Source organism: Rhizobium sp. SRDI969 (assembly GCF_025152725.1).
Classification (GTDB): domain Bacteria; phylum Pseudomonadota; class Alphaproteobacteria; order Rhizobiales; family Rhizobiaceae; genus Rhizobium; species Rhizobium leguminosarum_I.
Genome location: NZ_CP104036.1, coordinates 91,190 through 117,038, shown reverse-complemented (window position 1 = coordinate 117,038; position 25,849 = coordinate 91,190). Strand labels below are relative to the sequence as shown.

The following is a 25,849-nucleotide window of genomic DNA, read 5'->3' as shown; positions in this document are numbered from 1 at the left end:
TGATGACCCAGCCCCTCGAACAAATCGTCCGCCGGAAACTCTCTGACGAAGTGTTTGATCGACTTGAGCGAATGATCACCTCGGGCGAGCTTCAGCCCGGCGACGAAATGCCCTCCGAGCGTGTGCTGATGGAACGCTTCGGTGTCGGTCGGCCGGCAATCAGGGAGGCCATGCAGTCCCTTGCCAACAAAGGTCTTGTCAGCATTTCGCATGGCGAGCGGGCGAAGGTCCTCAGGCTGACGGCAAGATCGATATTCCGCCAGGTCGATCTCACTGCCAAGATCATGCTGTCGCAATCGTCGGACTCGTTGGAATATCTGAAGACTGCGCGCATCTTCTTTGAGCGGGGCATGGCGCGCGAGGCCGCGCAGCGCGCCTCGGCAAGTGATGTCGCCGATCTCAGGAACGTTATCGAACGCCAGCGAATGTCGCTTGGGCGGGCTGAAGAGTTCATCGACGCGGACATGGAATTCCACACCCGCATCGCGCAGATATCGGGCAACCCGATCTACGTTGCCGTCAGCGAAGCAATGCTTGCCTGGCTGAAGGAATATCATACCGAGATGCTGATCTGGACCGGCAAGGAAAAATTCACGCTCGCCGAACACGACGAAATCGTCGACCGCCTTGAAGCAAACGACGTGGATGGCTCGGAAACGGCACTCCTCAAGCATCTCGAGCGGTCGCGAGCGCTTTACGCGAAGTAGTCGCTATTCCCTTGACCCCCGTCGGAACCATCCCTGGCGTCATGGGGCCCTTGGACATGAGAGACTCCATTCATGCGGTCGTGGTAAAGCCGACGAAGACGGCTTCGCGCTGGACGCCGATCGAAGGTCTCGATGACGCCGGCGCGAAAGCAGCCTGATTGACAGTATGCAACAGGCTGACCGCTTCGAATGGCGCGGCGGCCGTTTTCATGTCGCCGGCTGGCGCAGTTCCTCGATCATCTCGGGGTGGCGATCGAGGAGACGCAGCAACTGGCTCGTCGGGCCACTCGGCTCCATCAGTCCCCGTTCATATTTGTCGAAGGCGTTTTCGCCGACTTTGAGCAGACCGCCGGCTTCGCGCTGGGAGAGTTTCAGCTTCCGCCGGATCCTCTGGATCGTCGATGGCGATGGAACGCCGTCGATCTCTTCCTTCAGCGCCCGGAGTGCAAGATCGGTCACGGCCATGTCGTTACCGACATGAACTCCCTCGTCGCCGCTCTCCCGATAGTAGCCCGGCAGCTCGACCGTGATGCTTTTGCCCTTGTAGGTCACGATGAACGGCCGGACGTCGCGATGCAGTGTCTCCCCAGTTTCGGGAGAGACCATCGTCTCCGGATATATCCTTTCCGCAACTGCCATCTCATTTCTCCTTGAACGAGATGAGCGTGAACTCTGTCACCACGTCCGCCTGAAACTTCATGTAAAGCACCATTCCCTGTGCCGAGACATGATAGACGTCCTGACAGACTCGATGATCGGCGAAGGTCGTCATCGACTTGTAGAACATCCGCCTGTTCATCCCATGGATGGCATCGGCAATGCCATTGCGGTAGAAGCCCAGTGCTACTGCATCGGGCAAATTTGGAGCTGGGCGCCTTTGCGGCTCTTGCAGCGGTTGCAGAAATTGTTGCGGGCGCCGCCCGCCAGACTCTGCCGGGTCGCCCGGCCACGGCGGCGAATCCGGCACCGATCAGCGCGGCGATGATCCGGTCACGTGTTGCAAATTGAGGCCACCGAACCAGGCGTCATCGGCGTCGGCGTCATCTGCTCGCCCATGCACGCCCAACACAGTTTTGCAGGCCTCGACCAGCGCGAGCGCCCGCGGTTCGTCGAACCGATCCGAGATGACGTGCAACTCGCGATGATGTTCAGCCGGACTCAGCCTTCGAATGAATAAAAGCGAAAAATCCTCGCCGTCGATGGCTGACGGCGATTTCAGACGTGTGCGGTTCTATATGGCTGCCGTGCGGAGCGACGATGGCAACGGAAGTACGGTACGATCCGAAAGTCGACGCCCTCCTGTTCGGAGGCGGATAGCGCCTCGAGGCTTTCGTACCGATCCTTGTCCGTCAGTTTCTCATGCACCCCCGCGCGCGATGGCTGTGGGCACGGTAGTGCATTTTGTCGGCTGCAGCCGGAACAATGATCTAAGAACGTGGTTCTGAGTGGGTCAAGCATGCAAGGATCCCAAGGAGGACATTACAATGCGTATGAAACTCGTAGCAGCGTCACTATTGGCTCTCGGCATGGCCACATCCGCCTTCGCCCAATCGAATCCGGCCCCCGCAGGTGCCACCATCGACAAGAACCAAGCCGACCAGGGTGGCGGCGCAGCCAGCGACACGAAGACCAAGAAGCCGATGGCAACGGATACCACCACAACGGGTTCCACGACCAGCGGCACAATGAAGATGGACAAGACCAAGTGCCCCAATCCGGTCAACAACTCTGCTAAGCTTCAAACACAGGGCGGTACGAGCAACGCCACCCCGATGGATGAAGCCTGCGCGGCTCACAACAATTGATCGGCTCCTTCACGAAAACTCCGCCTCGTGAACCTGACCCCCGAAAGTTGGCAACCCAACCTCGGGGGTTTTGCATGGGCAAACTTCAGTAAGCGGTCCAATCGGGCAGGACCGCTGGCGGCGCGACGGCTTGAGGCCGCTTGCTCTCCTTTTGCGATGACGTGATTCACCAACGCGAAACGGGGCGACCGGGTCAAATGACGTGTTTGTCTGATATCGTACGGCAACGATTAGGACGTCCAGAACTTTTCCCTCTCATCCGGAGAGAGAGAAAAATGGCGTCAGTATCTTCCATACATTCTGCGTCGGACGACAAAAACAAGTCCGCAATCGAGCTAGAAATCGTTGCACTGACGCCGGCATTGCGCGTCTTTGCCCGAAGGTTCCTGCGCAGCAACGACGATATCGACGATCTTGTGCAGGAAACCTTGTTGAAGGCATTGAACTCGCTTCATCTCTACCGCCCCGGCACCTCCTTGAAATCCTGGCTTTTCACCATCCTTCGAAACACGTTCTGCACCAATTATCGCAAACAGAAACGCGAACCGACGGGAATTGACGTGATGGTAGAACGGATTGCGAGCGCGCCGACCCAGGAATGGGCGCTGCGGGAACACGAACTGCAGCAGGCACTCACACTTCTTTCCGACGACAGGCGCCGCGCCCTGACACTGGTGGCTGCCGGTAACAGCTACGAGGAAGCCGCGAGAATGTGTGGGTGCCGGATCGGCACGCTGAAAAGCCGCGTCAGCCGCGCCCGCGAGTCCCTGCAGTTGATGCTCGGAAACCATCTTCGCGACTGATCATCGGCCTGTTCTTTTGATCGTGCTGTTCTTGGAGACGATCAGAAGCTCCGGCTATAACAGGATGATTTTAGGCCGGTTCGGCTTAGTCTGAATCCTCTTCGACATTGTGTAGTTCGAGCATGATGTCGTCCGAAAAACGCTCACACTTTTCGGGATCATGCTCTAGTGGAACGCCGGATCGCCAGTCCGATCAAACGCCCCCGGGTTCCCGTTCCGGAATGACGTAGCTCCCAGTAGCGATCTCCTCCAGCCTTTCTCGGTCGAGAATCCTGACGTTGGCGCGGGTCGACCTAATCGCTCTCATTCCTTCGATGACATGCAGTCCTGCCATGCCCTCATATCCGGCATGTCCGACCTCGCTTCGTCTTCGACGTTCGTCGCCACCATCGATACCAGACCGCTTTCGACCAATCAGGCATGCTCGTTCGGCTGGTCGGACTCGACCAGCACATGTCTCAATGGCAGCTCGACGGTCTGGCATCGGCGGCCGGCGGTTCAAAGGCCTCGGTGGGCAAACCTTCAATAGCAAGTTATGAACAATACCCTGATCCGGTGCGGCAAGGCCACTTTCCAGCGGGAGGGAGCCTGCGCTCATACCGGCATCTTTGTGATCTCGGTAATAACAGCTTGCGCCTTAAGACAGCAGCCATATCCATATTTGGCCTTTGAGCAGTTTTGGCAAAGCTTTCGGGCTGCCGGGAACCCTGTCACGGATTTCGGGGTACACGGATCACAAAACTCGCGCCGGGCCGCCGATTCTCGATGTGAAGCTCGGCCCTCAGCTGCTGCGCCAGAACGCGCACGAGTTTCATGCCCAAGCTCTTGCCACCATTTTCGCAGACGGAAAATCCATCCGGGAATCCTTTTCCATCATCGGCGATTTCAAGGCAGATTTCGTCGGTGGTGGCGCGCGCACGGACGGTGACGGTGCCTGAAATATCGGCATAAGCGTGCTTAAAGGCATTCGTCACCAGTTCGTTGACGAGAAGGGCAAGCTGGATTGCCCGGTCTGCATCGATAACGCACGCATCCGCGTCGACCGAAACCGTGTGCTTTGACGCCGCCTGCTGCAGGCGCTGACACAGGCTCGACAGAAAATCCGCCAGTTCCACCGTTTCGATGTTCGGTTGGCGCCACAATTGGTCGTGAACCTGGGCAATGGTGCCGACACGCGCTTCAGCATCGCGCAAGGCCGCTGCCACTTCCTGATGTTCGGCCGAGCGGGCCTGCATCGCGAGCATCGCAGCGACAAGTGCGAGGCTGTTTTTGACGCGATGACTCATCTCGCGCATCATGATTTGCTGGTGCTCATCTGCAAAGTGACGCGCGGTGTCATCTCGCAGTACCTTGAGATACCCGGCTTTTTGATGATGGGCGCGCAGCGGCATGGTCAATCCGCTGCCCCAGAAGGTCGATCCGTCCTTACGCAAGTGAAATCGTTCGTTTTCAGCACGACCGCGCTCACGCGCCGTCTCCATCTCGCGATCAAGCGCCCCGTCGCCCTCGGTACGGTCTTCCGGTACGAAGAGAATGCGTGCATCGTGACCGAGAATCTCATCTTCCTGATAGCCAAAAATACGGCAAGCCCCGGTGTTCCAGCTGATGATCCGCCCATCTTGATCAAAGGCGAAGATCGCATAATCGATTGCACTTTTGAGAATAAGCTGGAGGCGTTCCTCGCTGGCGCGCAACGCTTCGTCCTGCTGAAGCGTCAGGGTCCGGTCCCGGACGATTTTGATCAAGCCGTAAATCCCGCCCACGTCGTTGCGAAGCGGCATCATCAACCCTGACGCCCAGAACATGCTGCCGTCTTTTCTGACGTGCCACCGATTGTCGTCGGCGCGACCGTTAGCTAGCGCAAGCCGCCTCTCTTTGAGCGGTGCTCCGGCGAGCTGATCCTCGAACGAAAAGACGATGATCCCATTTTGCCCGATCATCTCGGATGCCGAATAGCCGAAGAGTTGTTCCGCACCAGCACTCCAGGTCGCCACAGTGCCATCGAGATCCATGGCAAAGATTGCGTAGTCCAGCGCGCTCTCGACAATGTGGCGATAGATTTCAGCTTCGTCGCTCGGGAAGGAATATTGATCCATACCAGTGCCCCCCAGCCGGATTACCTTAGGTGAAACTTTAGCACCTGCTAAAGGAATTTCTCGACGCGTCCGATTGCGTACCAAACCCGGTCGGCGACCCTCGTGCTGAAGAGGCGCCGTAGGTCAAATGTATCGCAATTGGCCATCCTTCGGGGTTCGTCATCGCCCAGCAGACTTCATGGCGCTCGCGGCTGGGAGACCGCGTGCTCTTGCCAAACAAGGCGGGCAGAGCGATGCAACCTTTCAAAAGCGAAAATCTCATCCTATTGCGGTTGGCGGATCCGGAACTTCCGGTTCTAGAGAGCATTCTCGAGTCAGTCTCTCTCCCGCGCGATTTTGGCCTTGTCGGTTTCAGGAAGCCGGTAAGCCACTATTTCCTGGGCAGCGGTATCTGTTCCATGGTCGCGACGAGCCATGAGGGCAGAAAGGCGGGGATCGAGGTCGTTCTCGGCCCGCGAGTAAACTCTCCTTTTTCAGTTTGTGCGGCGGATTGACCTACAACCAAGCGATGTTACCTGTGGCTCAATTGGTCAGGCAGTTGACGAGCTTGCGGCTTGAGAGAAGCTGGCTAGCGAGGCCACGATGTTTTCGCGCCGATTTCCTCGTCGGGGCAAGGTCGGTCTCGGACAGGGGAAGTTGATTGGTCATGCCGAACCTAGACCTTCGCCGTCTCGCCCACCTGTCGCAGCGAGAGAAACTTTTCCGTGACAGCGACCAGATTGTCATTGAGCCATTCAGCCATTGCCAACTCCTCGTTCAGATTTGCCCGAAGCCCAGTCATGGCGGCGCCATATCCACCTGACTCGGCAACCACCAGCAGCGACTTGTAAGCTGCCGCTTCGTAATTTTCGAAGGCGAAATTGGCGAACGAATTCTTCAGGATTTCGTCGCCTGCAACCGTATGGCCGAGGGCTGCCATGGACCCTGTGAAGGATAGCGCCATATCTTTCAGCGTCGACTTGTCCTCGTTCAGACTGTCAAGGATCTCCTCCAGACGGACGATCTGCCCGTCGGTTTCCCGGATATGCGCGTCGAGCCGTTGGGCAACCTCCGGGTAATTCTCTATGCGTTTGAGCTGCGGTTTCATGATGCTGAGCGCCTGGTTTTCCATGGCGTGGGCATTTTTCAAACCGGCGATGAAGACTTCCCTAATCTCGGTTCCTGGCATTTTAGTCCTCCTTGTTGGTTGACGCCTAACCACGATCAACCGCCCTGGTTCCGCACCTCGGCCCGAAACACGGTATCCAATTCCCGGATATTTCCGAACGGCGGGAACTGCCTCTCAGATTTGTTGTTGGGGCAGCTTCTGAATGTCAGGTCCACTCGTCGGATGTGGCGAGCGCCCCTCAAGAAGGAGAGTTGAATGTTTTACACTGATGGAAAGCTGCAGTTCCCGGTGCGGGTCGAGACGCCCGATCCCCATTTCGCCCGCGCGCTGCAACAGGCGATCGGCGGGGTCGAGGGCGAGATCAGGGTTGCCATGCAATATTTCTTTCAAGCGTGCGGCGCCCGCGGCAACCCGAAGTTTCGGGACCTGTTGATGAACACGGCGGCGGAAGAACTCGGGCATATCGAGATGCTGGCGACCGCGGTGGCGCTGAACCTCGAAGGCGCGCCTGTCTCGGTTAAGGAAGAAGTTGCGGCAGACCCCGTGGCAAGCGCGGTTCTCGGTGGACTGAACATGAAAAGCCTTCTTTCGGCCGGTCTTTCGGCCATGCCCGTCGATTCGGACGGCGTCCCGTTCGACATGTCGCACATCTATGCCAGCGGCAATATCGCAGCCGATATGACCGCGAATGTCGCTGCGGAATCCACCGGTCGTGTGTTGGCGACGCGACTGTTCAACCTCACCAATGATCGCGGGATGAAGGAGATGCTCTCCTACCTCATCGCCCGCGATACCATGCACCAAAACCAATGGATGGCGGCACTCGAGGAGCTGGGCGGGCCATCGAAGGTCTTCCCGATCCCCAACAGCTTCCCTCAGGAGAAAGAGCTGCAGGAGTTCAGCTACGCCTATCTTGGATTTCAGCAGGATGGCAGCGAGCCGGTACCGGGACGATGGTCCAACGGCAAGTCGATCGACGGCAAGGGAAGCTTCAAGACAATGGTGCCGCAGCCCATGGGACAGAAGCCCGTTCTTGGCCCCGCAAAGCCTGATAGCGGCGCACAAGCCGAGCAGAGTTGAGCCGGAAAGTGGGCGGGCGATTGGTCCTTCGCCCGTCTTCGCCCTGCGCACTTGGAGAATAACGATGAAGCTCAAATTCAATCTTTGCTTTGTTTTGCTGATCGCAACGCCCGCCTTGGCTGCCGATGACGCTGCCCGTCAAAAGGCAGTGGATTTCGCCACCCGCGCCGCGATGTCAAACATGTTCGAACTCAAAACCGCCGAGATTGAAGTCGCCAGGGGCGCGGCCGAAGATGCAAAGCAGTTCGCCGGCGATATGTTGAAAGATCATGGGCGAGCCGGCCCTATTCTGGCGGACGCCGCCAACGAAGATGGAGTCCAACCGCCAGCTGCCCTCGACGATGAGCACAAGAAGAAGCTCGAAGCGCTGCAGCAAAGCGACCGGGAAAACCTGGACCAAGCCTATCTTTCGACGCAGGTGACTGCGCATCAGGAGGCCGTGGGGCTCTTTTCAGATTATTCGAAAAATGGCCCGGATGGGGCATTGAAGCGGGCCTCGCAGAAGATTCTGCCCGATCTGAGAATGCACCTGACGAGAATAGAAGGGCTGACCTCGAAGTGAGAGGAGCGACGATCGGGGACGAAGCAGGTGAGGGGACACTGTCCTTCACCACGCAAGAACTTAGCCGCGCCCGAATGTTTAATGCCGTCCTCGGAATTCTTCCCCGTTATCACGTTGATCGGCGCTGGAACGCTAAATGCGTTCAAGCGATGACCAAGGCGGTGCAGTCGCTGGTGCCCGATCGAGCGATCCGCCACGGCGAAGCGGTCAGCCGCTTCGCTGCCGCCAACGGCAGGAAAATCGGCTTAAGGCTGATCGTGCCGAAGGGGGCCCCTCATGGCCTCTATGTCCATTTCCATGGTGGTGCCTGGGTGATGGGTAATGCCCGTCTCGACGACGGCATTACCCGCCCGATCGCAGGGCGCTGCCAGACTCTGGTGGCCGCCGTCGATTTTCATAACGCCGTCGATGATCGGCTCGACGACACTGTGCACGACTGCAGGACGGCAGTCGATTGGCTCGTCGAGCATCTCGCCGAGCTTCAGGTCGAGCGCATCATCCTCGGTGGAGAGTCGTCCGGCGCGCATCTTGCGGCCGAAGCGCTGCTTCATCTGCGCCAACGCGGCAAGGCGGAAGCCGTTGCTGGATTCATTTCCATGTGCGGCGGCTTTGATCTGACGGGCTCGGAAAGTCTGCGACGGTCAACGGGAAGAAGCCTTGTCATCGACGGGCCATCGGCGCTTCGAAACCTTCAGCGTTTGACGCCGAGCCTTTCCGGACGTGAGGCTCGCGGCCCCCGGTTCGCCGATCTGTCCAAGCTTCCACACGCATTGTTCATCGCTGGGGCACTTGATCCGATCATTGATGACAGCCTGTCAATGAGCCACCAGTGGCAACAGCAAAACGGTAACGCCGACTGCGTCGTTTTCCCGGAGGCGCCGCATGGTTTTAATCGATTTCCCACGAAGTTGGCGGCAAAGGCAAATGGCCTTGTCAGGGAGTGGATATCGCGCCGCCTTGACAATGGTCAGGCTAAATCTCCCCGAGGGGGTTAGGCATCAATCCCCGTGGCGCCGGTCTTTCGAGGTCGGGCTCCTGCATCAAACCGTATTCGTCCGCGGGGAAGAGTTAGCCGCCGCTTCGTCTCTGCCGCCTTCAGCGGCATGGTTTCTCCGCCGAGCGCACCGGACGTGGCCATGACTCGTCCCAAGGAGCATTTTTGCGCGGCGCATTGACGCACCCCTCGGTGAATGATACCGGTAGATCAATTGGTCAGGCCAGTTGACCAGCTGCGGGATTTGAGGAAAAGTCCGCTGGGGAGGCTATCATGTTTTCGCCTGTTGAATCACGCCGCCTTTACCGGCAGGTCGCAGATCAGATCCGGTTGATGATCGCGAGCGGCGAACTTGCTGTCGGTCAACGGCTGCCGGCCGAGCGCGACCTGGCCGAGCAACTCTCGGTTTCACGTCCCACCGTCCGCGAGGCATTGATCGTCCTGGAGGTCGAAGGTCTTGTCAACATCCGCATGGGATCCGGGATCTATGTGATACGCCAGAATGCCGCAATCGTCGCAGGCGCCGAACGTGAGCCTGTAGAGGGACCTTTCGAGCTGCTGCAGGCGCGCGCCCTCATCGAATGCGCCATCGCCGAAGAAGCTGCAGGCCGCGCCAAACCGGATGACATCGCTCTGCTCGATGAAGCTCTGACGCGTATGAGTGGCGTGGTCAACGATGCAATCGCGGTGCTCGATGCCGATCGCGCTTTCCACACCGGAATTGCTGCCATCGTGGGAAACGCGACATTGATCCGGGTGACGGGCGAGATGTTCGACATGCGCATGACCCCCTATTTCGCAAGGCTTGCCAGCCACTTCGAGGGGCCGACGACCTGGCGCAGGGCATTGGACGAGCATCGGGCCATTCGCGACGCGATCGCGGCCGGGGATGCAGCCGGCGCCAAGGCGGCCATGCGCGCCCATCTCACCATGTCGCAGAAGAGGTTTTCCGAGAGCTTCGGGGAGGAGTTCTCGGAGGAAGAGGAGAGCGGACGCAACAAGCGGCCGCCGAAAGGAACTGCCAAGACTTAACCCAAGCTCGGGAGGAGAGAGCAATGAAAAGCAGACTGGCAACGATACTTTGCACTGCAGCCGCGATCATGGCGAGCAGCGCGATCGCCCATGCCCAGACAGTGCTGAAATGGGCGCATGTCTATGAAACGTCAGAGCCCTTCCACACGGATTCCGTCTGGGCCGCGGAAGAGATCAACAAGCGCACCGACGGGCGCTACAAGATCGAGGTCTATCCGGCCTCGCAGCTCGGCAAGGAAGCCGACATCAACCAAGGCCTCAAGCTCGGGACGGTCGACATCATCATCTCGGGATCGAGCTTTGCGGCACGCGACTACAAGCCGATCGGTGTGACTTACTTCCCTTATATCTTCCGCGGTCCCGATCACCTGATCGCCTACACAAAGAGCGATGTCTTCAAGCGTCTTGCCAAAGGCTATGAAGACAAGACCGGCAACCACATCGCTGCCGTCAGCTATTACGGCACGCGCCATACGACATCGAACAAGCCGATTGCCAAATGCGCCGATATGCAGGGCCTGAAGATCCGGGTGCCTGACGTTCCGGCCTATCTCGCCATGCCGCGCGCCTGCGGTGCCAACACAACGCCGATCGCCTTTGCCGAAGTCTATCTCGCTTTGCAGAACGGTACGGTCGAGGCGCAGGAAAACCCGCTGACGACAATCGAGGCGAAGAAGTTCTACGAAGTCCAGAAGAACATCATCCTCACCGGCCACATCGTCGACCACCTCAATACCGTGATCTCGAAGACGCGGTGGGCGAGCCTTTCCGACGAGGACAAGAAGATATTCGGCGAGGTCATGCAGGAGGCCGCCGAGCGCACGAGCAAGACGATCGCCGGCAAGGAAAACAGCCTGATTGCGACCTTCAAGGAAAAGGGCCTGAATGTCACTGAAGTCGACAAAGCCGATTTCGAAAAGACCGTAATGGAAAAGGTCAAATTCGAGGATTTCGGCTACGAGAAGGCCGATTGGGAAGCAATTCGCGCGATCCAGTAAAGCCCGTAAGCCACCTTTTCGTGATGCCCTCACCCTAACCCTCTCGCCGTTTAGACGGGGAGAGGGGACGTGCCAAATGTCAGCGCTGAGGCTTGAAGACCGGCGCGGCATGTCCCTTCTCCCCGCTGGCGGGGAGAAGGTTGCGGCAGCCGGATGAGGGCAGGAATGGCGCTCACCGAGCCGAGGTCACGCCGAGCAAAGGACGATGTTTGTCGACAACTGAAGGGCGCGGCCACGCGCGCTCCTTCTTCCCCAACCGGAACAGGCCGATCATGTCGCAAGAAATTCATACGCAAATCACGGCCGAAGAAATCGGTCACGAGTTCGAAGGGCAGGCGCCGACCGCAAACGTCTCGGATTACGCCATCGAGGACTGGATCACGCTGCTGGTCTTCTGGCTGATGGCCGGCTGCGTCTTCCTGCAGTTCTTTACGCGCTATGTGCTGAACGACAGCTACGCATGGACCGAGGAGATCGCGATCAACTGCCTGATCGGTGTCGTCTTTCTCGGTTCCGTCATGTGCGTACGCACGTCGCGGCATATCCAGGTGGATGTATTCTATCACTATATGCCGGCAGGTCTGGCGCGCGTGCTCGCCACTTTCGTCGATATCGTCCGCATCGGCTTCTTCGCCTATGGCTGCCACCTGATGTGGCGTTACGTCGACATCGTCGCGGACGAGCAGATGGTCACCGTCGACCTGCCGCGCAACATCGTTTTCTACAGCGTTCTCGTCGCTTTCGTGTTGATGCTGATCCGTGCGGTCATCGTCTTCATCGCCAACATGCGCCGTGGCTACTCCGTCCTGGAGCGCCCCGAAGAATTCCAGACGATCGAGGGTTGAACCGATGCTGCTGCTTCTTGGCTCGTTTCTAGTTCTGATGCTGATCGGGGTGCCCGTCGCCATTTCGATGGCTGTCGCATCGGTGCTCTACATCGTCCTTTACGGCGTTGCCCCCGACATCATCGTTGCCCAGCGGATGATTGCCGGCGTCGAAAGCTTCCCGCTGCTCGCTGTGCCGTTCTTTATCCTCGCTGGCAATCTGATGAACTCGGCCGGTGTCACCGGCCGCATCTATTCCTTTGCGGTGGCTCTCGTAGGCTGGATGAAGGGTGGTCTCGCGCAAGTCAACATCATCGGTTCGGTCATCTTCTCCGGCATGTCAGGCACTGCGCTCGCCGATGCAGCCGGTATCGGCACGATCGAGATCAAGGCGATGAAGGACCACGGCTATCCGGTTGAGGCGGCGGTCGGCGTAACGGCGGCGTCTGCCACGCTCGGCCCGATCTTCCCGCCGTCGCTGCCTTTCGTGATCTACGGCATGATGGCGAACGTCTCGATCGGCGCTCTCTTCATGGCGGGCATCTTGCCCGGCATCGTCATGACGCTGCTAATGATGATCACCGTCGCCGCCTTTGCTTATAAGAAGCGCTGGGGCTCGGACGCGCCGTTTAATGTTAGAGAACTCCTGTCGGCGGGAATGGAAATCGTCGTCGTCCTGGCGGTGCCGCTTGCCATCTATCTGCTGATGCAGGCGGGCGTATCGATGAATGTTGCGGCGGGCATTGCCCTTGTCCTGCTTCTTGCCCTCGACTGGTATTTCCGCTTTTCCGCGGTCATGGCGCTGATGACGCCCGTCATCCTGATCGGCGGCATGACGATGGGCTGGTTCACGCCGACGGAGGCCGCCGTCGCTGCCGTCCTCTGGTCCCTGTTCCTCGGTCTGGTGCGTTACCGTACGATGACGCCCTCGACGCTCGCCAAGGCAAGCTTCGATACGATCGAGACGACGGCATCCGTTCTCTTCATCGTCACTGCGGCTTCGGTCTTCGCATGGTTGCTCACGGTGAGCCAGGCGGCACAGCTGCTGTCCGATGCGATCCTGTCGATCACCGACAACAAATGGGTTTTCCTGATCCTCGTGAACCTCTTGATGCTCTTCGTCGGCTGCTTCCTGGATACGATCGCGGCCATCACCATCCTCGTGCCGATCCTTCTGCCGATCGTCCTGAAATTCGGGATCGATCCCGTCCAGTTCGGTCTCATCATGACGTTGAACCTGATGATCGGCCTGTTGCACCCGCCGCTCGGCATGGTGCTTTTCGTGTTGTCGAGGGTTGCGAAACTCTCCGTCGAACGCACCACGATGGCGATCTTGCCCTGGCTGGTGCCGCTCTTCCTGGCGCTGATCCTGATCACCTTCGTGCCCGCGGTATCGCTGTGGCTGCCGCAGCAGCTTGGACTGTTGAGATAGGATGGACACGATGCGGACACGTCTGGCACGGCTTTACCAAAAGGGCGATCTCAGGATCGAGACCGAAACGGTTGCGGCCCCTGGTCCCGGCGAGGTGCTTCTTAAAATGGCCGCGGCAGGAATTTGCGGCTCCGACCTGCATTATTATCAGGATGGCGGCTTCGGGCCGGTCAGGGTTCGCGAGCCGATCATACCCGGCCACGAGGCATCGGGAACCGTGAGCCAGACGGGCGAGCGGGTCGACCTGAAGGCCGGGACGCTGGTGGCGGTCAATCCCAGCCAACCCTGCGGACATTGCGAATATTGTGAGAAAAACATGCCGATCCACTGCCTGGAAATGCGCTTCATGGGCAGCGCGATGCGCCTGCCGCATGAGCAGGGGATGTTCCGGGAATGGCTTGTGGTGCCGGCCAAGCAGTGCTTTGCCGTCGGAGTTGCGACAACTGCAGCGGAAGCGGCCTGCAGCGAGCCGCTATCCGTCTGCCTGCACGCGGTATCGCGGGCTGGAGATATCACAGGCAAACGGGTGCTGGTCACCGGCGCCGGCCCGATCGGCGCCCTAATGGTTGCCGCCGCCTCCTATCATGGCGCCAGCGAGATCATGGTGACCGATCTCGCTGATGCGGCGCTGGACCGGGCAAAAGCGATGGGCGCCACCCGCACGATCAATGTTTCCAAGGATGCCCCCGCGTTTGCGGAATTCGAGGCGGGAAAGGGCTATTTCGATCTCGTCTTCGAATGCTCGGCCGCCGCCCCGGCCATCCGCGGCGCGATTGCCGCCATCAGGCCGCGCGGAACCATCGTGCAGGTCGGCGTCACAGGAGACGTGCCGATCCCTCTCAACGCGATCGTCGGCAAGGAGCTTCAACTCCACGGAACGCAGCGCTTCCACGAGGAGTTCGGCACTGCCGTCGAGCTGATCTCCAGCCGCAAGATCGACGTGCGGCCGATCATCAGCCACAGCCTGCCGCTCGAGGAAGCCACCGCAGCCTTCACTCTCGCTGGGGACCGTACGGCCGCCTGCAAGGTGCAGCTGACGTTTTAGAGCGCCGTACCGGGCCGGTCCGTCGGCGGAGCGGAACAGAAGATCGGCTCTTATTGGCAGGCGGTTGGGCCGCTTGGTGATCGCGGTTCAGCGCCTGCCCCTCGTGCGCGTCGCCAGAACATTGCGGATCGAGAAGCTGGAATGAATCCTGAGGACACCGGGCAAGGTCGACAGAATCTCTTTGTGGATCCGCTCGAACTCGCCGGCACTGGCGACCTCCACGCGCAGCAGGTAGTCCGAACCGCCCGTCATCAGAAAACATTCCCGGATCTCGGGATGCCGGCGAACCGCCGCCTCGAGCCGGTCGAGATAGTCCTCCGTTTGCCGTTCGAGAGTGATGTTGATGATCACGGCGATCATCTCATCCGCATTGCCGGTGTCTACCAGCACCGTATAGCCGCGGATCACGCCTGATTTTTCCATGATCTTGATGCGCCTGAGACAGGCCGATGGAGAGAGACCGATCTCTGCGGCGAGCTTGGCATTGCTCATGCGAGCGTCGAGGCGCAGCAGTCTCAGGATATTGCGATCGATCGCGTCGAGAGCGGGCATGAGAGATCGTTCCAAATGTTCATCGATTATGCGGGAAATAGGCAAATCACACAATAATCGACTGCTGAATGATCGGCAATTTCGCTCATTATTTCATAAATTCCTTGAAATCAAAAAGAGGTGGACATGGATAGCGATATTTTGGCTTCCCGCACACGCACCGCGACGACCGCGCAGGGAGCCACGGGCTATCTGACGATCGATCTTGCCGCCCTCGGCCGTAACTATCGCAAGCTCGTATCGATGCTGGCACCGGTCCGCGCTGGGGCCGTCGTCAAGGCCGATGCCTATGGTCTCGGCGCCGAACGGGTCGGAAGAACGCTTTACAGTGAAGGTTGCAGGCATTTCTTCGTCGCCCAGTTTGTCGAGGCCGTGAGGCTCCGGCCGACCCTTGCGCGCGATGCCCAGATTTTCGTGCTGAACGGCTTGCAGCCGGGCAACGAGATCGCCTGCGCCGAGATGGGCATCGTCCCGGTTCTCAACTCGCTGGCGCAGTGGCGGCAGTGGTCAGCGGCTGCGCGCATTCTGAAGCGCTGCCGGCCGGCCGTCCTGCAATTCGACACCGGGATGTCGCGGCTCGGTTTTCCAAAGGAAGAACGAGCTGAGTTGGCGGAAGCCCTTCGCGATGGCAGCAATGTCGAAATCCTGTTCATCATGAGCCATCTCGCTTCGGCCGATGACGTGGACAGCGAGCAGAACGGCGAGCAGTTTGCCGAGATGTCCCGCATCGCCGCTGAGTTTCCCGGCTTCGATATTTCCTTGGCGAATTCCGGCGGCGTTTTTTTAGGCGAGGCCTATCACGGCGTGCTTGCCCGCCCGGGCATCGCGCTTTATGGCGGCGCTCCGAATGCCGGCGAGAAGAACCCGATGGAGCCGGTCGTCAGCCTTGATGTCGCCGTCGTGCAGACGCGCACCGTGCTGGCGGCGACGAAAGTCGGTTATGGCGGCGCGCATGTCACGCAACGGGAAACGCGTCTCGCCACCATTGCCGCAGGCTATGCCGATGGCCTGCCGCGGAGCCTCAGCGACCGTGGCGCCATCTATTTCAAGGGCATTCGCCTGCCGATCGTCGGCCGCGTGTCGATGGACAGCGCGACCGTCGACATATCAGCACTGCCCGAAGGGGCGCTGACCTTCGGCAGTCTCGTCGAAGTGCTTGGCCGCCATCAGACGCTCGAAGACATTGCGCGCGACGCCGGCACCATTTCATACGAAATCCTAACCGGCCTGGGCGATCGTTACGACAGGCAATATCGCTAAGAGCCGGCGGCTCCATCATTGGGAACACCATGAAGGTCATCGTTCTAGGAGCCGGCATCGTCGGCGTCACATCCGCTTATCAGCTGGCCAAATCAGGCCATGAGGTCACGGTCGTCGACCGGCAGCCGGGTCCGGCGCTGGAGACGAGCTTTGCCAATGCCGGCGAAGTCTCCTTCGGCTATTGCTCGCCATGGGCCGCGCCCGGCATTCCCATGAAGGCCATGAAATGGCTGTTCATGAAGCACGCGCCGCTCATCCTGCGCCCGAAACTCGACATGGCCATGCTCTCCTGGATGGCCAGGATGCTGTCGAACTGCACGTCCGAGCGCTACGCGATCAACAAGAGCCGCATGCTGCGCCTTGCCGATTACAGCCGCATCGCGCTGGCCGATCTTCGCGCCGAGACCGGCATTGCCTATGACGAACGCATGCAGGGAACCCTGCAGCTGTTCCGCACTGAGCAGCAACTCGATGCCTCGGCAAAGGATGTCAAGGCGCTGGCTGCTGACGGCATTCCCTATGAGGTGCTGGACCGGGACGGCTGCATCCGCTTCGAACCGGCGCTCAAGCACGTGCGCGACAAGATTGTCGGCGGCCTGTTGACGCCGAAGGACGAAACCGGCGATTGCTTCAAGTTCACCAATGCGCTGGCGGCCAAAGCCGAGGCACTCGGCGTCTATTTCGCTTACGGGACGACGATCAAGGCGCTTGATGTCGAGGCCGGCCGCGTGAGTGGGATCATCACCGATCGTGAGCGGATGAACGCGGAGGCGGTGGTGGTCGCGCTCGGCAGTTATTCGCCGCTGCTGCTCAAGCCGCTCGGCATTCGGCTGCCGGTCTATCCCGTTAAGGGCTATTCGCTCACCATCCCGATCACCGATGCATCACGCGCGCCGGAATCGACCGTCATGGACGAGACCTACAAGATCGCGATCACCCGGCTCGGCGACCGCATCCGTGTCGGCGGCATGGCTGAAATATCAGGCTATACAAATGATCTTGGCCTCGCCCGCCGCAGCACGCTGGAACATTCGGTCACCGATCTCTTCCCCGGCGGCGATATTTCCAAGGCCTCCTTCTGGTCCGGCCTGCGTCCGATGACGCCCGATGGCACGCCGGTCATCGGCGCGACCAAGATTGCCGGCCTTTATCTCAATACCGGTCACGGCACGCTCGGCTGGACCATGAGCACCGGTTCGGCGCGCCTCATCGGCGATCTCGTCAGCGGGGGACGGCCGGAAATCGATGCGAAGGACCTCGCGATCAGCCGCTACGGCTGAAAGCGGCCTGGCAACGCAAACAAGACGAGCATGATTGCGCAAAACCGCTATCATTGTGTACATCGGAGGTCCCGAATGTCGGTCAATTCTCGTATCCGGAACAACGGCGGCCTCACCCGACAGCTGGCGGAGCAGGGCATGTTAATTCGGGAGACGGCACACAGCGGAACAGACCCGGACGAGCTCTCGGAAATATTGTCGACGCCGAACTCCCCGATCAAGGTTGCCGCCGAAGGCAATATGCCGATTGCTTACCGCTGCAATTTTGTCTCCGTCGGTGAAGAGGTAACCGTAGCCGACTGCACCTACGAAGGCACAATCCTGATCAGGAGGGAGGCGCCCAGCGACAGGATGATCGTTTTTCTGCCGGTGGAAGGAACCGCATCTTTCGAGGGCATGCGGGAGCAAATCTATTCGGTTCCAGCCCGTGGTACCATTCTGGAGGCAGGTCGCGCCGCCGGTGCCCGCCTGTTTGGGCCGCGCCGTCATTTCGGCCTGTTCGTCGATCAGGCGAAGATCGTCAGTCACCTCACGCATATGTTTGAGAGAACGATCAGCGGCGACATCGACTTTCATCCGCACATCGATCTGACGAGCGGCCCGGGGCTTGTATTGCAGCAAATTGTTTCGAGCTTGCATCGTGGTCTCAGCGGCAACGGACCGTTGCAACGGGCGCCGTTGGCCGCCAGCTTACTCTGCGACGCGGCGATCTATCTGCTTCTGGAATCCTGCCCCAATCGTTATTCCAACGAGCTTGCGCTTCCTGCTCCTGGGCCGGCTCCGCGCCATGTGAAATGGGCGATCGACTTCATGCAGGAACACATCGCCGAGCCGATTTCGCTCAACGATATCGCGATAGCGGCCAAAGTCAGCGTCCGGACCTTGCAACAGGGTTTCCGGCAGTTCAGGAAGACGACCCCGATGTCCTATCTGCAGGACCTTCGGATGGCCGCCGCCCATCGCGATTTGCTCGAATCCGATGAGAGGCAGGCCATCGCCGACGTCGCGCTGAGATGGGGCTTTACGCATCCGGGGCGATTTGCGGCCGAATACAGGAAGCGCTTCGGCCAGCTGCCGTCACAGACCTTGAAGCGCTGAGCTCTATCTCGGTGTGCCGGATGGTTCCGTCAGGCGATCGACCAGACATCCGATCGCCGACGGAAGCTGCACTCGGATCTATGCCGCGCGCTTCAAAGCATCGCCGAGGATCGAAACGATCGTGTCGATCTGGGTTTTCTCGATAATGAGCGGCGGGGAGAGGGCGATAATGTCACCGGTCACCCGGATCAGCAGGCCCTTGTTGAAGCAGTCAACGAAGATTTCGTAGGCGCGGGCCCCCGGCGCGCCGTCACGAGGAGCCAGTTCGACAGCGCCAACCAGTCCGAGATTGCGGATGTCGACGACATGAGGCAGGCCTTTCAGCGAATGGAGCGCCTCCTGCCAATACTCGGCCAAATCGGCTGCGCGGGTCAACAGGCCTTCCTCCTCGTAGATCTCCAGAGTAGCGAGCCCGGCAGCGCAGGCTACCGGATGGCCGGAATAGGTGTAGCCATGGAAGAGTTCGATCGCGTTATCAGGTCCGACCATCAGGCCGTCATAGACCTTGCGGTTGGCAAAGACCGCGCCCATCGGGATCGTGCCGTTGGTGATGCCCTTTGCCGTAGTGATCAGATCAGGCACGACGCCGAAATAGTCGGTCGCAAAAGGAGTACCGAGACGCCCGAAGCCGGTGATGACCTCGTCGAAGATCAGCAGAATGCCGTGCTTGTCGGCGGTTGCCCGCAGCTTCTCCAGATAGCCTTTCGCCGGCAAAACCACGCCCGCCGATCCCGACATCGGCTCGACGATAACAGCCGCGATGGTTTCGGCGCCGTGCAGTTGCACCAGGCGCTCGAGATCGTCCGCCAGTTCGACGCCGTGTTGGGGAAGGCCCTTTGAAAACGCATTGCGCTCGACGTCGAGCGTGTGGCGCATGTGGTCGGCCGGTATTTGCGGGAAGACCCGCCGGTTGTTGACGAGACCGCCGACGGAAATGCCGCCGAACCCGACGCCATGATAGCCCTTCTCGCGCCCGATGATCCGCGTGCGGGTGCCTTGGCCGATCGCCCGCTGATAGGCGATGGCGATCTTGAGCGCCGTATCGACCGATTCCGAGCCCGAGCCGGTGAAGAAGATCCTGTCGAGCTTGGCGTCAGGACCGCCCGGCGCGTTCGCAGCCAATTTCGAGGCGAAGTCGAAGGCGATCGGATGCCCCATCTGAAAGGTCGGCGCATAGTCCAGCGTTGCAAGCTGTCGCTCGACGGCATGGGCGATCTTCTTGCGGCCGTGGCCGGCATTGCAGCACCAGAGCCCGGCCGTGCCATCAAGCACCTGATTTCCATCGATGTCGGTGTAGTACATGCCCTCCGCGGCTGCCAGAAGGCGCGGCGTGGCCTTGAATTGCCGGTTCGCAGTGAACGGCATCCAGAAATTTTCAAGTACGGGCGCGTTTGTTGTGCTGAGCTGGTCCATCCTGGCCTCCTTTGGGAATGCGCCGAGAATGGCAATTTCTCCCTTTCAAACAAGTCCTTTTCTTTGTCTCTGCAAGTTATTGAATCCAACAAATGGAAAGGTATAGTTTTGGCTATTCTGGACAACGCAAACGAACCGTATCATGTCAGTCGACATCGGCAGCCGCCTTCGCCATCTCCGCTTCGCCCATAAGCTTTCCCAGCGTGAGCTCGCCAAGCGCACCGGCGTGCCCAATTCGACGATCTCGCTAATTGAATCGAACGCCTCCAACCCGTCGGTCGGGGCCTTGAAGCGAATCCTGGACGGCATCCCCATCGGTCTGGCGGAGTTCTTCGCCTTCGAGCCCGAGCGTCCCAGGAAGGCCTTCTATGCGGCCGAGGAGCTGGTGGAGATCGGCAAGGGCGCCATCTCCTACAGGCAGGTCGGGGAAAACCTGTTCGGGCGCAGCCTGCAAATTCTCAAGGAATGCTATCAGCCGGGCGCCGACACCGGAAAGGTTCCCCTTGTTCACGAGGGGGAGGAGGGCGGGATCGTGCTCTCGGGAAGGCTCGAGGTGACGGTCGATGACGAGCGGCGTATCCTTGGAGCGGGCGATGCCTACTATTTCGAAAGCCGGCGCCCGCACCGCTTCCGCTGCGTCGGACCGGTGCCCTGCGAGGTCATCAGCGCCTGCACGCCGCCGACTTTCTAGTTCCTGCCCTCGATGCGGGCAAGCACGCCATCGAGTGCGGCGGTCAGCGCGACAAGGCCGCCCTTCTTCTCGAAGTCTGAGAAAACCTGCTCGTTCAGTCCGCCCTTGGTGGCAAATTCCCGGCTCAGCGCGCTGAATGGTTCGTTGCCGGGGCTGTTTGCTTTCTGCGCGAGGCTTGCAAAGAGCGGGGCAATGTAGGCTTGTCCCTTCGCCTTTTCGAGGCCGCTTCTTTCCAGCCAGAGCGCAACCTGCTCCATGATGCCGAAATAGGTCGACATCATTGCGCTTGCAGCGGCGAGAAGATCATATTCGTTCCTCGATTGGCATTGGACAGCCGTTCCGAGCGCATCGAACAGCGCTGCGACAGTGGTATCAGGCGGATAGACGGCGGTGACGCCTTGCCGGTCTGCGACGAAGGGCAGGGGGATCGCCTGCACCAGATGCACGTCGGAGCCGATCCATTCGGAGAGCGCCCGGCGCTCCGTCGCCGCAACGAGGCTGACGACCATTTGGCCATCCCTGAACGATAGTGCGCGCACGACCTCCTCGGCGACCTGCGGCCGTATTGCCAGGAACACCACGTCGCTGTGCTCGACGACGTCCTGATTGTCCTTGGCAATTCTGACAGTGGCGAATTCGTCGGCCAGCGTCGCGGCGATGTGAGCGCTTCGGGGCGACACGTGAATTTCGGAGGCATAGGCCGGCTCAGTGAGAAGCCCGCGAACCATGGCCTCGGTAATTGCGCCGGTTCCGACGAAGCCGATACTATCGATTTTCATTTCATTACTCCGCAGTCCGCAGCGGGCCTTGCGCGACAGCCCAGCGCCGAGCCAAATCGCCTATAAGACGACATAGGGCGGGGTTGCCGCTTGCAACCAGAACCTCGCCAGCGACTATGCACCCGACAGCCTCCGGGTCAATGCGGTCTGTCCCAAAGCCGGGTATAAGCGGCGGTCAGACGATCCCGATCTCGATAAACTCGCGGAAGCCGTGGTTGGAAAGGGGACGTTGAGCTCGCTGGCTGCATGCCGGACTGACGGAACGGTCGATCCGCAAAGGCGATAGTGATCATCGCAGCTGCGCGGGCCTCCAGCTCATTCGACAGTTCCTGGAGCTTACTTGTAAGTGATCTTGTCGCCGACCCTCGGGCGATTGAAGTAATGGCGATCGAAGCTGTAGCCATTCTGCCCGGTGAAGTTTGAAAAGAATGCCGAGACCGGCGTCGTCAATGTGTATTGCACCCTGGTCAACACGACCTGTACGCCGTCATCCTGGATCTCCGAAGGGACCTCGATCGTGCTCGCCGAGCCGGTGTTAAGGGCGGAGGTGTTGAGCGCTGCGGACCAGTTGACCGTCGCGCTGCCGCTCGTGGCGATATCGTCCACGGCCAGCGTGATCGTCAGCCCAGTCGTCTCATAGGGCTGCAGGATGAAGCTGGCGCCAGAGAGAAGCTTGGCGACGTCGGACTTCGTCCAGGAGCCCTGCTGCGAAATCATGTCGCCGGTTGAAGAGGCAATCTCATCTATCTTCCGGCTGACCGTCAGTGCATGGCCAAGATCAACTGTGCCGAACAGGAGCATCACCAGGATCGGCAACACGAGCGCGAATTCCACGCCCGAGGCCGCCGAGCGGTTGCGCATGAGATCACCGGCGCGGGATCGGGCGAAGCGGAAGAAGGACAGGCTCCGTTTCATCATGTCAGAAAGGCTCGTTGCGGAACAGAACGGAAGATCCAAGCAGGTAGCGGCCGTCCGAAAGCTTGGCGCTCGAAAGGCTGAAAAAATTGACGACGGCCGTCCATGGCAGGAACGTCTGAACCAGGATGTAATCGCTGCCCTTGCCGATATCGTAGGTCTCGGTGACCGTGAGATTGCCGCTGTCGTCAATGGGATCGCCGCTGGCGGCGGACGAGAGGTCGGAGAGCACGTTCACGTTGACCAGGAGATCGCTGGAACAGCTGAACGACAGAAGCATGTCGTTGCAAATCCTGGCCTTGAAATCGGCCAGCGTGAGCTTGGAGGACGCAACCTCGCCGGTGCGGATCATTCGCGAGATCTTGTGCACCGAAGCGTCGAGCGCCGAGTTGACGAAGAACATCAGCGACACTTCGATAATGCCGAAGATCATGATGAAGAGCGGCAAAGCCAGGATCGCAAATTCGATCGCTGCGACCCCTTTGCGATCGCCAATCAGGCGGTGCAACGGTGTAAAGCGTTTCCCTCGCCTCATTGGGTCAGCCTGACGGATGCGAGGTATTGGGTGAAAAGCGCCGACAGGCCTGCGGTGATCTCGGCTGACGACGATGCTGATATGAACAGGCTCTTGGACGATGCGCAATCCGAAAGCGCATAGGGAATGTAGTCGCGTCTCGTGATGCTGGTCGACACGGCACTTTGCATGGTGCCACCATAGGTGCCCTTCCAGTTGGCGCTGGCCATGGTCGACCCGACGGTTGCGTTGTAGCCCCAATCAGACGTGAGCGGCAGGTATTCGGTATAGAGAACCGCCATGGTGGCGGACTGGTCTTTAAGGTAAGCGCACCAAGCTGGATTGAGAGGCGCCACCTTGTTCCAGTATGCCCCGGAAATTGCCTTGTTGTTCGACCATGTGACCTTGTCGGTCACCCATTCGCGCTGCGACTGGACGCCATCCGTCAGCAGGAGAACCAGCTTGAGCGGCGAGTTCGAGGAGGTTCCGTCGCCGCCGGTGCCGACTTTCTGCTTGAGCGTCGCGAGGGAGACGTCAAAATAGGTGGCTGCCTTCGAGGTCGCGCTGGTGAGACCGTAGCTTGCGTCTGCAAGGCGATTGCGCGCCGTGTCGGTGCTGAGCGTCGGGGTCAGAACTTCCGTGAGGGTATCGCCAAGGCTATACATTCCGACCTTGATGCGTTGGTGATTGCTGTCGGACGTATCGATCAAGGCGAGCACGTCCTTGACGGCGTCGCCGGCGACATCGGCGCGCAGCTTTATGTTCTTGGCCGCGCTGTATTCGTAATTGTTGGAATATTTCGTCTTGCCGACAGTGTGCGCATCGCCCGTGTGGCAGGCGAATTGGCATCCGATGCCGGAATACATGGTCGACTGGCCGGCCGTTGTTGCCGCCAGAAGCATCGACGGGGAAGTGTCGATGACAATATAGACATTGAGATAGGAGGTTGCCGGCCCCTTGACGGCGCTTGCCACACTCACGGGAACGGTATCGATGTTGGCGATCTTCATCAGCGTCGTCGGAACCGTGCCGCTCGCCGTCGCCGTGATCTTATGGTTTGATGTATCGATGTCGATGTCGCCAAGCGCATAGCTGTTTTCCACCTGCGCATGGAACCAGTCGGAAACCTTTTGCTTGAGAGCGACGGTGTCGTCGGTATCGATCTCTTTGACTGCAGCGATCAGCGCCGTGTCTAGGTCGCTCTGCATCCTCTGCCGGACATTGTAGGTCCTGATGTAGTCAAAACTCGCGCCGACTGCGACGATCATCGGCACCAGGGTGAGCGCAACGACGATCGCAACATTGCCGCCTCTGTCTCTTCCGAGACCGCGAAGAGCTTTGAAGATCCGAGCAAGTGAATGTGAAAGACCCGAGCGCAAGAAACCACCGTCACATAAGTCATACTAACGTGCGAGAAGTATCCGAATTGCTTAAGTCTCTGTTAATTTTTGCATTTTCCGGCAGAACGCGGACTGTCGACGCATTGTTTCGTGCGCATATTGTATATGTCTGCGAATTATGGATAGTCGCGGCGTGACACATCATCTCTTTCATTCGACGGGGATCCGGATGTGTGAGTAAGCCGCAAGCGGGGATACGCCCGCGCCCATGCGCTTCCTCTCCAGCGGTTTCATTCGAAAGCCTGAGCTATCCAAGCAGATCAGCGTGCTGGCAGCAGGTTTTCTCTTTCTACTACTATCGCACGAAAGACAGGCCGACGAGGCCGGCGATCCAGACGCTTGAGGCCAGAGCATTTCTCCCGTCGATACTGCGAGTCATCATCGGGTGTCGTCGTGCAGGGCGGCAATGACGCGATCGGCCATGTAGGCGCAACGGGCGCCATCGAACGGGAACAGCGCCGAGAATGCTCCGGAAAGCTTCCTTTCGATCGACTGTCGCATCATCTTGCGCGCCCGGTGCAGTCGGGTCTTGGCCGTTTCGGGCCTTATGCCGAGATAAGATGCGGCCTCCTCCGTGCTCATGCCCTCGACATCCCGCAGCACGAAGACGGCGCGAAAATCATCGGGGAGTTCGTCGACCGCGTTTTCGAGGAGATGCCGCGCCTGGCTTCTGGACAGCTCGGTTTCCGGGTCGGTTGCAGACAGAGAGGACGGAAACTGTAACACTTCGCCACCCGGCGCCGTCGTCTGCATGTCGATTTCCTCGAGCCCAGTGGTGTTCTTTCGGGCCCGCACACGGCCGAGCGCCTCGTTGAGCGTAATGCGGGTCAGCCACGTCGAGAGTTGCGCCTCGCCGCGGAATGCCGCGAGATTGGTGAAAGCCTTGGTGTAGGCCGCCTGGACGACATCTTCAGCTTCCCAATCATTGCGGATGACGGCGCGCGCGGTGCGGAACAGACGCTGATTGTGCCGCTGCACGATGGTTCGGACGGCGGACTCGTCGCCCATTTTCGCCAGCGGCACCAGATCGGCGTCGGACAGTGTCGACGTCTGCTGCCGATGTTGCCCCGCCGGAGCTGGAATGGCTGCCATGGAAATTCTCCACCTGCTTACCTGTTCGATTGAAGCCCGGCCTACGGCCGAACCTCCAGTTTGCCCGTCATCGCGGGATGAAAACGACAATAGAAATCGATCGCTCCCGCTTCGCCGATCGTCATCCGGCCTTCCGATTTCGGCGGCAGGTCGACATCGAAGCTCTTGTCGCGAGCGGTTGCCGAGTGCCGGAATATATCATCGTTTTTCCAGACGATCACATCGCCGACATGCAGCTCGGCAGGCGGCGAGCCGAATTTCATGCCCGCGATGGTGATCTGATACTCCGTCGCCGATGCAACCCCGTTGCCCGCCCAAAGCAGCACAGACAGCAGCGGAAGCGATTTCATGAGCGAGCCCATTCCTAAG

29 protein-coding genes are annotated in these 25,849 nt (G+C 59.6%); 15 read left to right on the top strand and 14 right to left on the bottom strand.

Annotated elements, in window-relative coordinates; genetic code table 11:
- The first annotated feature begins 2 nt into the window (after positions 1–2).
- Complete coding sequence (locus N2A41_RS24750) at positions 3–707, top strand: transcriptional regulator NanR (protein ID WP_260111327.1); 705 nt, start codon at positions 3–5, stop codon at positions 705–707.
- 207 nt (positions 708–914) lie between these two features.
- Here N2A41_RS24750 and N2A41_RS24745 read toward each other — a convergent pair whose 3' ends face one another.
- From N2A41_RS24745 to N2A41_RS33480, 4 genes are all read right to left on the bottom strand, one after another.
- Positions 915–1,346 (bottom strand): type II toxin-antitoxin system MqsA family antitoxin, encoded by a 432-nt coding sequence (locus tag N2A41_RS24745; protein WP_222387214.1) that lies wholly within the window; start codon positions 1,344–1,346, stop codon positions 915–917.
- A 1-nt stretch (position 1,347) separates the two neighbouring features.
- Entirely contained in the window at positions 1,348–1,566 is a 219-nt protein-coding gene (locus N2A41_RS24740) for a type II toxin-antitoxin system MqsR family toxin (RefSeq protein WP_260111326.1), read from the bottom strand.
- 111 nt (positions 1,567–1,677) lie between these two features.
- Positions 1,678–1,842 (bottom strand): poly-gamma-glutamate hydrolase family protein, encoded by a 165-nt coding sequence (locus tag N2A41_RS33485; protein ID WP_441005724.1) that lies wholly within the window; start codon positions 1,840–1,842, stop codon positions 1,678–1,680.
- Between the two features lie 13 nt (positions 1,843–1,855).
- Positions 1,856–1,966 carry a hypothetical protein gene (locus N2A41_RS33480; RefSeq protein ID WP_441005725.1) on the bottom strand — a complete coding sequence of 37 codons (111 nt, stop codon included), beginning with the start codon at positions 1,964–1,966 and terminating at the stop codon, positions 1,856–1,858.
- Positions 1,967–2,191: 225 nt separating this feature from the next.
- Between N2A41_RS33480 and N2A41_RS24735 the strand changes: the two genes are divergently transcribed.
- Both N2A41_RS24735 and N2A41_RS24730 read left to right on the top strand, forming a co-directional pair.
- A complete protein-coding gene (locus tag N2A41_RS24735; protein WP_017967783.1) occupies positions 2,192–2,512 on the top strand; it encodes a hypothetical protein in 321 nt (106 codons plus the stop codon).
- Between the two features lie 275 nt (positions 2,513–2,787).
- Positions 2,788–3,315 carry a sigma-70 family RNA polymerase sigma factor gene (locus tag N2A41_RS24730; protein WP_017967784.1) on the top strand — a complete coding sequence of 176 codons (528 nt, stop codon included), beginning with the start codon at positions 2,788–2,790 and terminating at the stop codon, positions 3,313–3,315.
- A gap of 710 nt (positions 3,316–4,025) precedes the next feature.
- Here N2A41_RS24730 and N2A41_RS24725 read toward each other — a convergent pair.
- On the bottom strand, positions 4,026–5,411 hold the full coding sequence (locus N2A41_RS24725; protein ID WP_260111325.1) for a sensor histidine kinase: 1,386 nt from the start codon (positions 5,409–5,411) through the stop codon (positions 4,026–4,028).
- A gap of 655 nt (positions 5,412–6,066) precedes the next feature.
- On the bottom strand, positions 6,067–6,579 hold the full coding sequence (locus tag N2A41_RS24720) for a ferritin-like domain-containing protein (protein ID WP_162118918.1): 513 nt from the start codon (positions 6,577–6,579) through the stop codon (positions 6,067–6,069).
- Between the two features lie 195 nt (positions 6,580–6,774).
- Between N2A41_RS24720 and N2A41_RS24715 the strand changes: the two genes are divergently transcribed.
- The 8 genes from N2A41_RS24715 to N2A41_RS24680 all read left to right on the top strand — a co-directional run bounded on the left by N2A41_RS24715 (position 6,775) and on the right by N2A41_RS24680 (position 14,486).
- Complete coding sequence (locus N2A41_RS24715; RefSeq protein ID WP_017967789.1) at positions 6,775–7,599, top strand: manganese catalase family protein; 825 nt, start codon at positions 6,775–6,777, stop codon at positions 7,597–7,599.
- A gap of 64 nt (positions 7,600–7,663) precedes the next feature.
- The gene (locus N2A41_RS24710) at positions 7,664–8,161 is read left to right on the top strand and encodes a DUF4142 domain-containing protein (protein WP_017967790.1); all 498 of its coding nucleotides are present in this window, start codon (positions 7,664–7,666) and stop codon (positions 8,159–8,161) included.
- A 74-nt stretch (positions 8,162–8,235) separates the two neighbouring features.
- A complete protein-coding gene (locus N2A41_RS24705; RefSeq protein WP_050561859.1) occupies positions 8,236–9,156 on the top strand; it encodes an alpha/beta hydrolase in 921 nt (306 codons plus the stop codon).
- A gap of 272 nt (positions 9,157–9,428) precedes the next feature.
- Positions 9,429–10,187 (top strand): FadR/GntR family transcriptional regulator, encoded by a 759-nt coding sequence (locus N2A41_RS24700; protein WP_017967792.1) that lies wholly within the window; start codon positions 9,429–9,431, stop codon positions 10,185–10,187.
- Between the two features lie 23 nt (positions 10,188–10,210).
- Positions 10,211–11,185, top strand: coding sequence for a sialic acid TRAP transporter substrate-binding protein SiaP (locus tag N2A41_RS24695; RefSeq protein ID WP_017967793.1), 975 nt, complete (start codon positions 10,211–10,213; stop codon positions 11,183–11,185).
- A 272-nt stretch (positions 11,186–11,457) separates the two neighbouring features.
- Positions 11,458–12,030, top strand: a complete 573-nt coding sequence (locus tag N2A41_RS24690; protein ID WP_017967794.1) for a TRAP transporter small permease — start codon at positions 11,458–11,460, stop codon at positions 12,028–12,030.
- A gap of 4 nt (positions 12,031–12,034) precedes the next feature.
- A complete protein-coding gene (locus N2A41_RS24685; RefSeq protein WP_017967795.1) occupies positions 12,035–13,441 on the top strand; it encodes a TRAP transporter large permease in 1,407 nt (468 codons plus the stop codon).
- Positions 13,442–13,451: 10 nt separating this feature from the next.
- Complete coding sequence (locus N2A41_RS24680; RefSeq protein ID WP_026154530.1) at positions 13,452–14,486, top strand: L-idonate 5-dehydrogenase; 1,035 nt, start codon at positions 13,452–13,454, stop codon at positions 14,484–14,486.
- Between the two features lie 87 nt (positions 14,487–14,573).
- Here N2A41_RS24680 and N2A41_RS24675 read toward each other — a convergent pair whose 3' ends face one another.
- The gene (locus tag N2A41_RS24675; protein ID WP_170255508.1) at positions 14,574–15,038 is read right to left on the bottom strand and encodes an Lrp/AsnC family transcriptional regulator; all 465 of its coding nucleotides are present in this window, start codon (positions 15,036–15,038) and stop codon (positions 14,574–14,576) included.
- A gap of 126 nt (positions 15,039–15,164) precedes the next feature.
- Between N2A41_RS24675 and alr the strand changes: the two genes are divergently transcribed.
- The 3 genes from alr to N2A41_RS24660 all read left to right on the top strand — a co-directional run bounded on the left by alr (position 15,165) and on the right by N2A41_RS24660 (position 18,676).
- The gene (alr, locus tag N2A41_RS24670; protein ID WP_017967798.1) at positions 15,165–16,298 is read left to right on the top strand and encodes an alanine racemase; all 1,134 of its coding nucleotides are present in this window, start codon (positions 15,165–15,167) and stop codon (positions 16,296–16,298) included.
- Between the two features lie 29 nt (positions 16,299–16,327).
- The gene (locus N2A41_RS24665; RefSeq protein ID WP_017967799.1) at positions 16,328–17,578 is read left to right on the top strand and encodes a D-amino acid dehydrogenase; all 1,251 of its coding nucleotides are present in this window, start codon (positions 16,328–16,330) and stop codon (positions 17,576–17,578) included.
- Positions 17,579–17,653: 75 nt separating this feature from the next.
- Complete coding sequence (locus tag N2A41_RS24660) at positions 17,654–18,676, top strand: helix-turn-helix transcriptional regulator (RefSeq protein ID WP_017967800.1); 1,023 nt, start codon at positions 17,654–17,656, stop codon at positions 18,674–18,676.
- A 78-nt stretch (positions 18,677–18,754) separates the two neighbouring features.
- Here the strand turns inward: N2A41_RS24660 and N2A41_RS24655 are convergent, their stop codons facing one another.
- Complete coding sequence (locus N2A41_RS24655) at positions 18,755–20,089, bottom strand: aspartate aminotransferase family protein (RefSeq protein ID WP_017967801.1); 1,335 nt, start codon at positions 20,087–20,089, stop codon at positions 18,755–18,757.
- 142 nt (positions 20,090–20,231) lie between these two features.
- Here N2A41_RS24655 and N2A41_RS24650 point away from each other — a divergent pair, with 142 nt between their 5' ends.
- On the top strand, positions 20,232–20,780 hold the full coding sequence (locus tag N2A41_RS24650) for a cupin domain-containing protein (RefSeq protein WP_017967802.1): 549 nt from the start codon (positions 20,232–20,234) through the stop codon (positions 20,778–20,780).
- Here the strand turns inward: N2A41_RS24650 and N2A41_RS24645 are convergent.
- From N2A41_RS24645 to N2A41_RS24620, 6 genes are all read right to left on the bottom strand, one after another.
- A complete protein-coding gene (locus N2A41_RS24645) occupies positions 20,777–21,559 on the bottom strand; it encodes a pyrroline-5-carboxylate reductase (RefSeq protein WP_260111324.1) in 783 nt (260 codons plus the stop codon). The genes N2A41_RS24650 and N2A41_RS24645 overlap by 4 nt on opposite strands.
- Positions 21,560–21,895: 336 nt before the next feature.
- Positions 21,896–22,477 carry a TadE/TadG family type IV pilus assembly protein gene (locus N2A41_RS24640; protein WP_017967804.1) on the bottom strand — a complete coding sequence of 194 codons (582 nt, stop codon included), beginning with the start codon at positions 22,475–22,477 and terminating at the stop codon, positions 21,896–21,898.
- Between the two features lies 1 nt (position 22,478).
- The gene (locus N2A41_RS24635) at positions 22,479–23,009 is read right to left on the bottom strand and encodes a TadE/TadG family type IV pilus assembly protein (protein WP_017967805.1); all 531 of its coding nucleotides are present in this window, start codon (positions 23,007–23,009) and stop codon (positions 22,479–22,481) included.
- Positions 23,006–24,367, bottom strand: a complete 1,362-nt coding sequence (locus N2A41_RS24630) for a TadE/TadG family type IV pilus assembly protein (RefSeq protein WP_017967806.1) — start codon at positions 24,365–24,367, stop codon at positions 23,006–23,008. The genes N2A41_RS24635 and N2A41_RS24630 overlap by 4 nt, the downstream gene beginning before the upstream one ends.
- A 399-nt stretch (positions 24,368–24,766) precedes the next feature.
- The gene (locus N2A41_RS24625; RefSeq protein WP_017967808.1) at positions 24,767–25,480 is read right to left on the bottom strand and encodes an RNA polymerase sigma factor; all 714 of its coding nucleotides are present in this window, start codon (positions 25,478–25,480) and stop codon (positions 24,767–24,769) included.
- Between the two features lie 41 nt (positions 25,481–25,521).
- A complete protein-coding gene (locus N2A41_RS24620) occupies positions 25,522–25,842 on the bottom strand; it encodes a cupredoxin domain-containing protein (RefSeq protein ID WP_017967809.1) in 321 nt (106 codons plus the stop codon).
- Between the last annotated feature and the right edge of the window lie 7 nt (positions 25,843–25,849).

Coding starts and splice junctions, on each gene's coding strand:
- N2A41_RS24650 (WP_017967802.1), top strand. CDS start 20,232: ATGTCAGTCGACATCGGCAGCCGCCTTCGCCATCTCCGCTTCGCCCAT.
- alr (WP_017967798.1), top strand. CDS start 15,165: ATGGATAGCGATATTTTGGCTTCCCGCACACGCACCGCGACGACCGCG.
- N2A41_RS24720 (WP_162118918.1), bottom strand. CDS start 6,579: ATGCCAGGAACCGAGATTAGGGAAGTCTTCATCGCCGGTTTGAAAAAT.
- N2A41_RS24660 (WP_017967800.1), top strand. CDS start 17,654: ATGTCGGTCAATTCTCGTATCCGGAACAACGGCGGCCTCACCCGACAG.
- N2A41_RS24730 (WP_017967784.1), top strand. CDS start 2,788: ATGGCGTCAGTATCTTCCATACATTCTGCGTCGGACGACAAAAACAAG.
- N2A41_RS24725 (WP_260111325.1), bottom strand. CDS start 5,411: ATGGATCAATATTCCTTCCCGAGCGACGAAGCTGAAATCTATCGCCAC.
- N2A41_RS24695 (WP_017967793.1), top strand. CDS start 10,211: ATGAAAAGCAGACTGGCAACGATACTTTGCACTGCAGCCGCGATCATG.
- N2A41_RS24620 (WP_017967809.1), bottom strand. CDS start 25,842: ATGGGCTCGCTCATGAAATCGCTTCCGCTGCTGTCTGTGCTGCTTTGG.
- N2A41_RS24655 (WP_017967801.1), bottom strand. CDS start 20,089: ATGGACCAGCTCAGCACAACAAACGCGCCCGTACTTGAAAATTTCTGG.
- N2A41_RS24625 (WP_017967808.1), bottom strand. CDS start 25,480: ATGGCAGCCATTCCAGCTCCGGCGGGGCAACATCGGCAGCAGACGTCG.
- N2A41_RS24750 (WP_260111327.1), top strand. CDS start 3: ATGACCCAGCCCCTCGAACAAATCGTCCGCCGGAAACTCTCTGACGAA.
- N2A41_RS24685 (WP_017967795.1), top strand. CDS start 12,035: ATGCTGCTGCTTCTTGGCTCGTTTCTAGTTCTGATGCTGATCGGGGTG.
- N2A41_RS24715 (WP_017967789.1), top strand. CDS start 6,775: ATGTTTTACACTGATGGAAAGCTGCAGTTCCCGGTGCGGGTCGAGACG.
- N2A41_RS24645 (WP_260111324.1), bottom strand. CDS start 21,559: ATGAAAATCGATAGTATCGGCTTCGTCGGAACCGGCGCAATTACCGAG.
- N2A41_RS24665 (WP_017967799.1), top strand. CDS start 16,328: ATGAAGGTCATCGTTCTAGGAGCCGGCATCGTCGGCGTCACATCCGCT.
- N2A41_RS24635 (WP_017967805.1), bottom strand. CDS start 23,009: ATGAGGCGAGGGAAACGCTTTACACCGTTGCACCGCCTGATTGGCGAT.
- N2A41_RS24705 (WP_050561859.1), top strand. CDS start 8,236: ATGTTTAATGCCGTCCTCGGAATTCTTCCCCGTTATCACGTTGATCGG.
- N2A41_RS24680 (WP_026154530.1), top strand. CDS start 13,452: ATGCGGACACGTCTGGCACGGCTTTACCAAAAGGGCGATCTCAGGATC.
- N2A41_RS24675 (WP_170255508.1), bottom strand. CDS start 15,038: ATGCCCGCTCTCGACGCGATCGATCGCAATATCCTGAGACTGCTGCGC.
- N2A41_RS24700 (WP_017967792.1), top strand. CDS start 9,429: ATGTTTTCGCCTGTTGAATCACGCCGCCTTTACCGGCAGGTCGCAGAT.
- N2A41_RS24735 (WP_017967783.1), top strand. CDS start 2,192: ATGCGTATGAAACTCGTAGCAGCGTCACTATTGGCTCTCGGCATGGCC.
- N2A41_RS24640 (WP_017967804.1), bottom strand. CDS start 22,477: ATGATGAAACGGAGCCTGTCCTTCTTCCGCTTCGCCCGATCCCGCGCC.
- N2A41_RS24710 (WP_017967790.1), top strand. CDS start 7,664: ATGAAGCTCAAATTCAATCTTTGCTTTGTTTTGCTGATCGCAACGCCC.
- N2A41_RS24690 (WP_017967794.1), top strand. CDS start 11,458: ATGTCGCAAGAAATTCATACGCAAATCACGGCCGAAGAAATCGGTCAC.
- N2A41_RS24745 (WP_222387214.1), bottom strand. CDS start 1,346: ATGGCAGTTGCGGAAAGGATATATCCGGAGACGATGGTCTCTCCCGAA.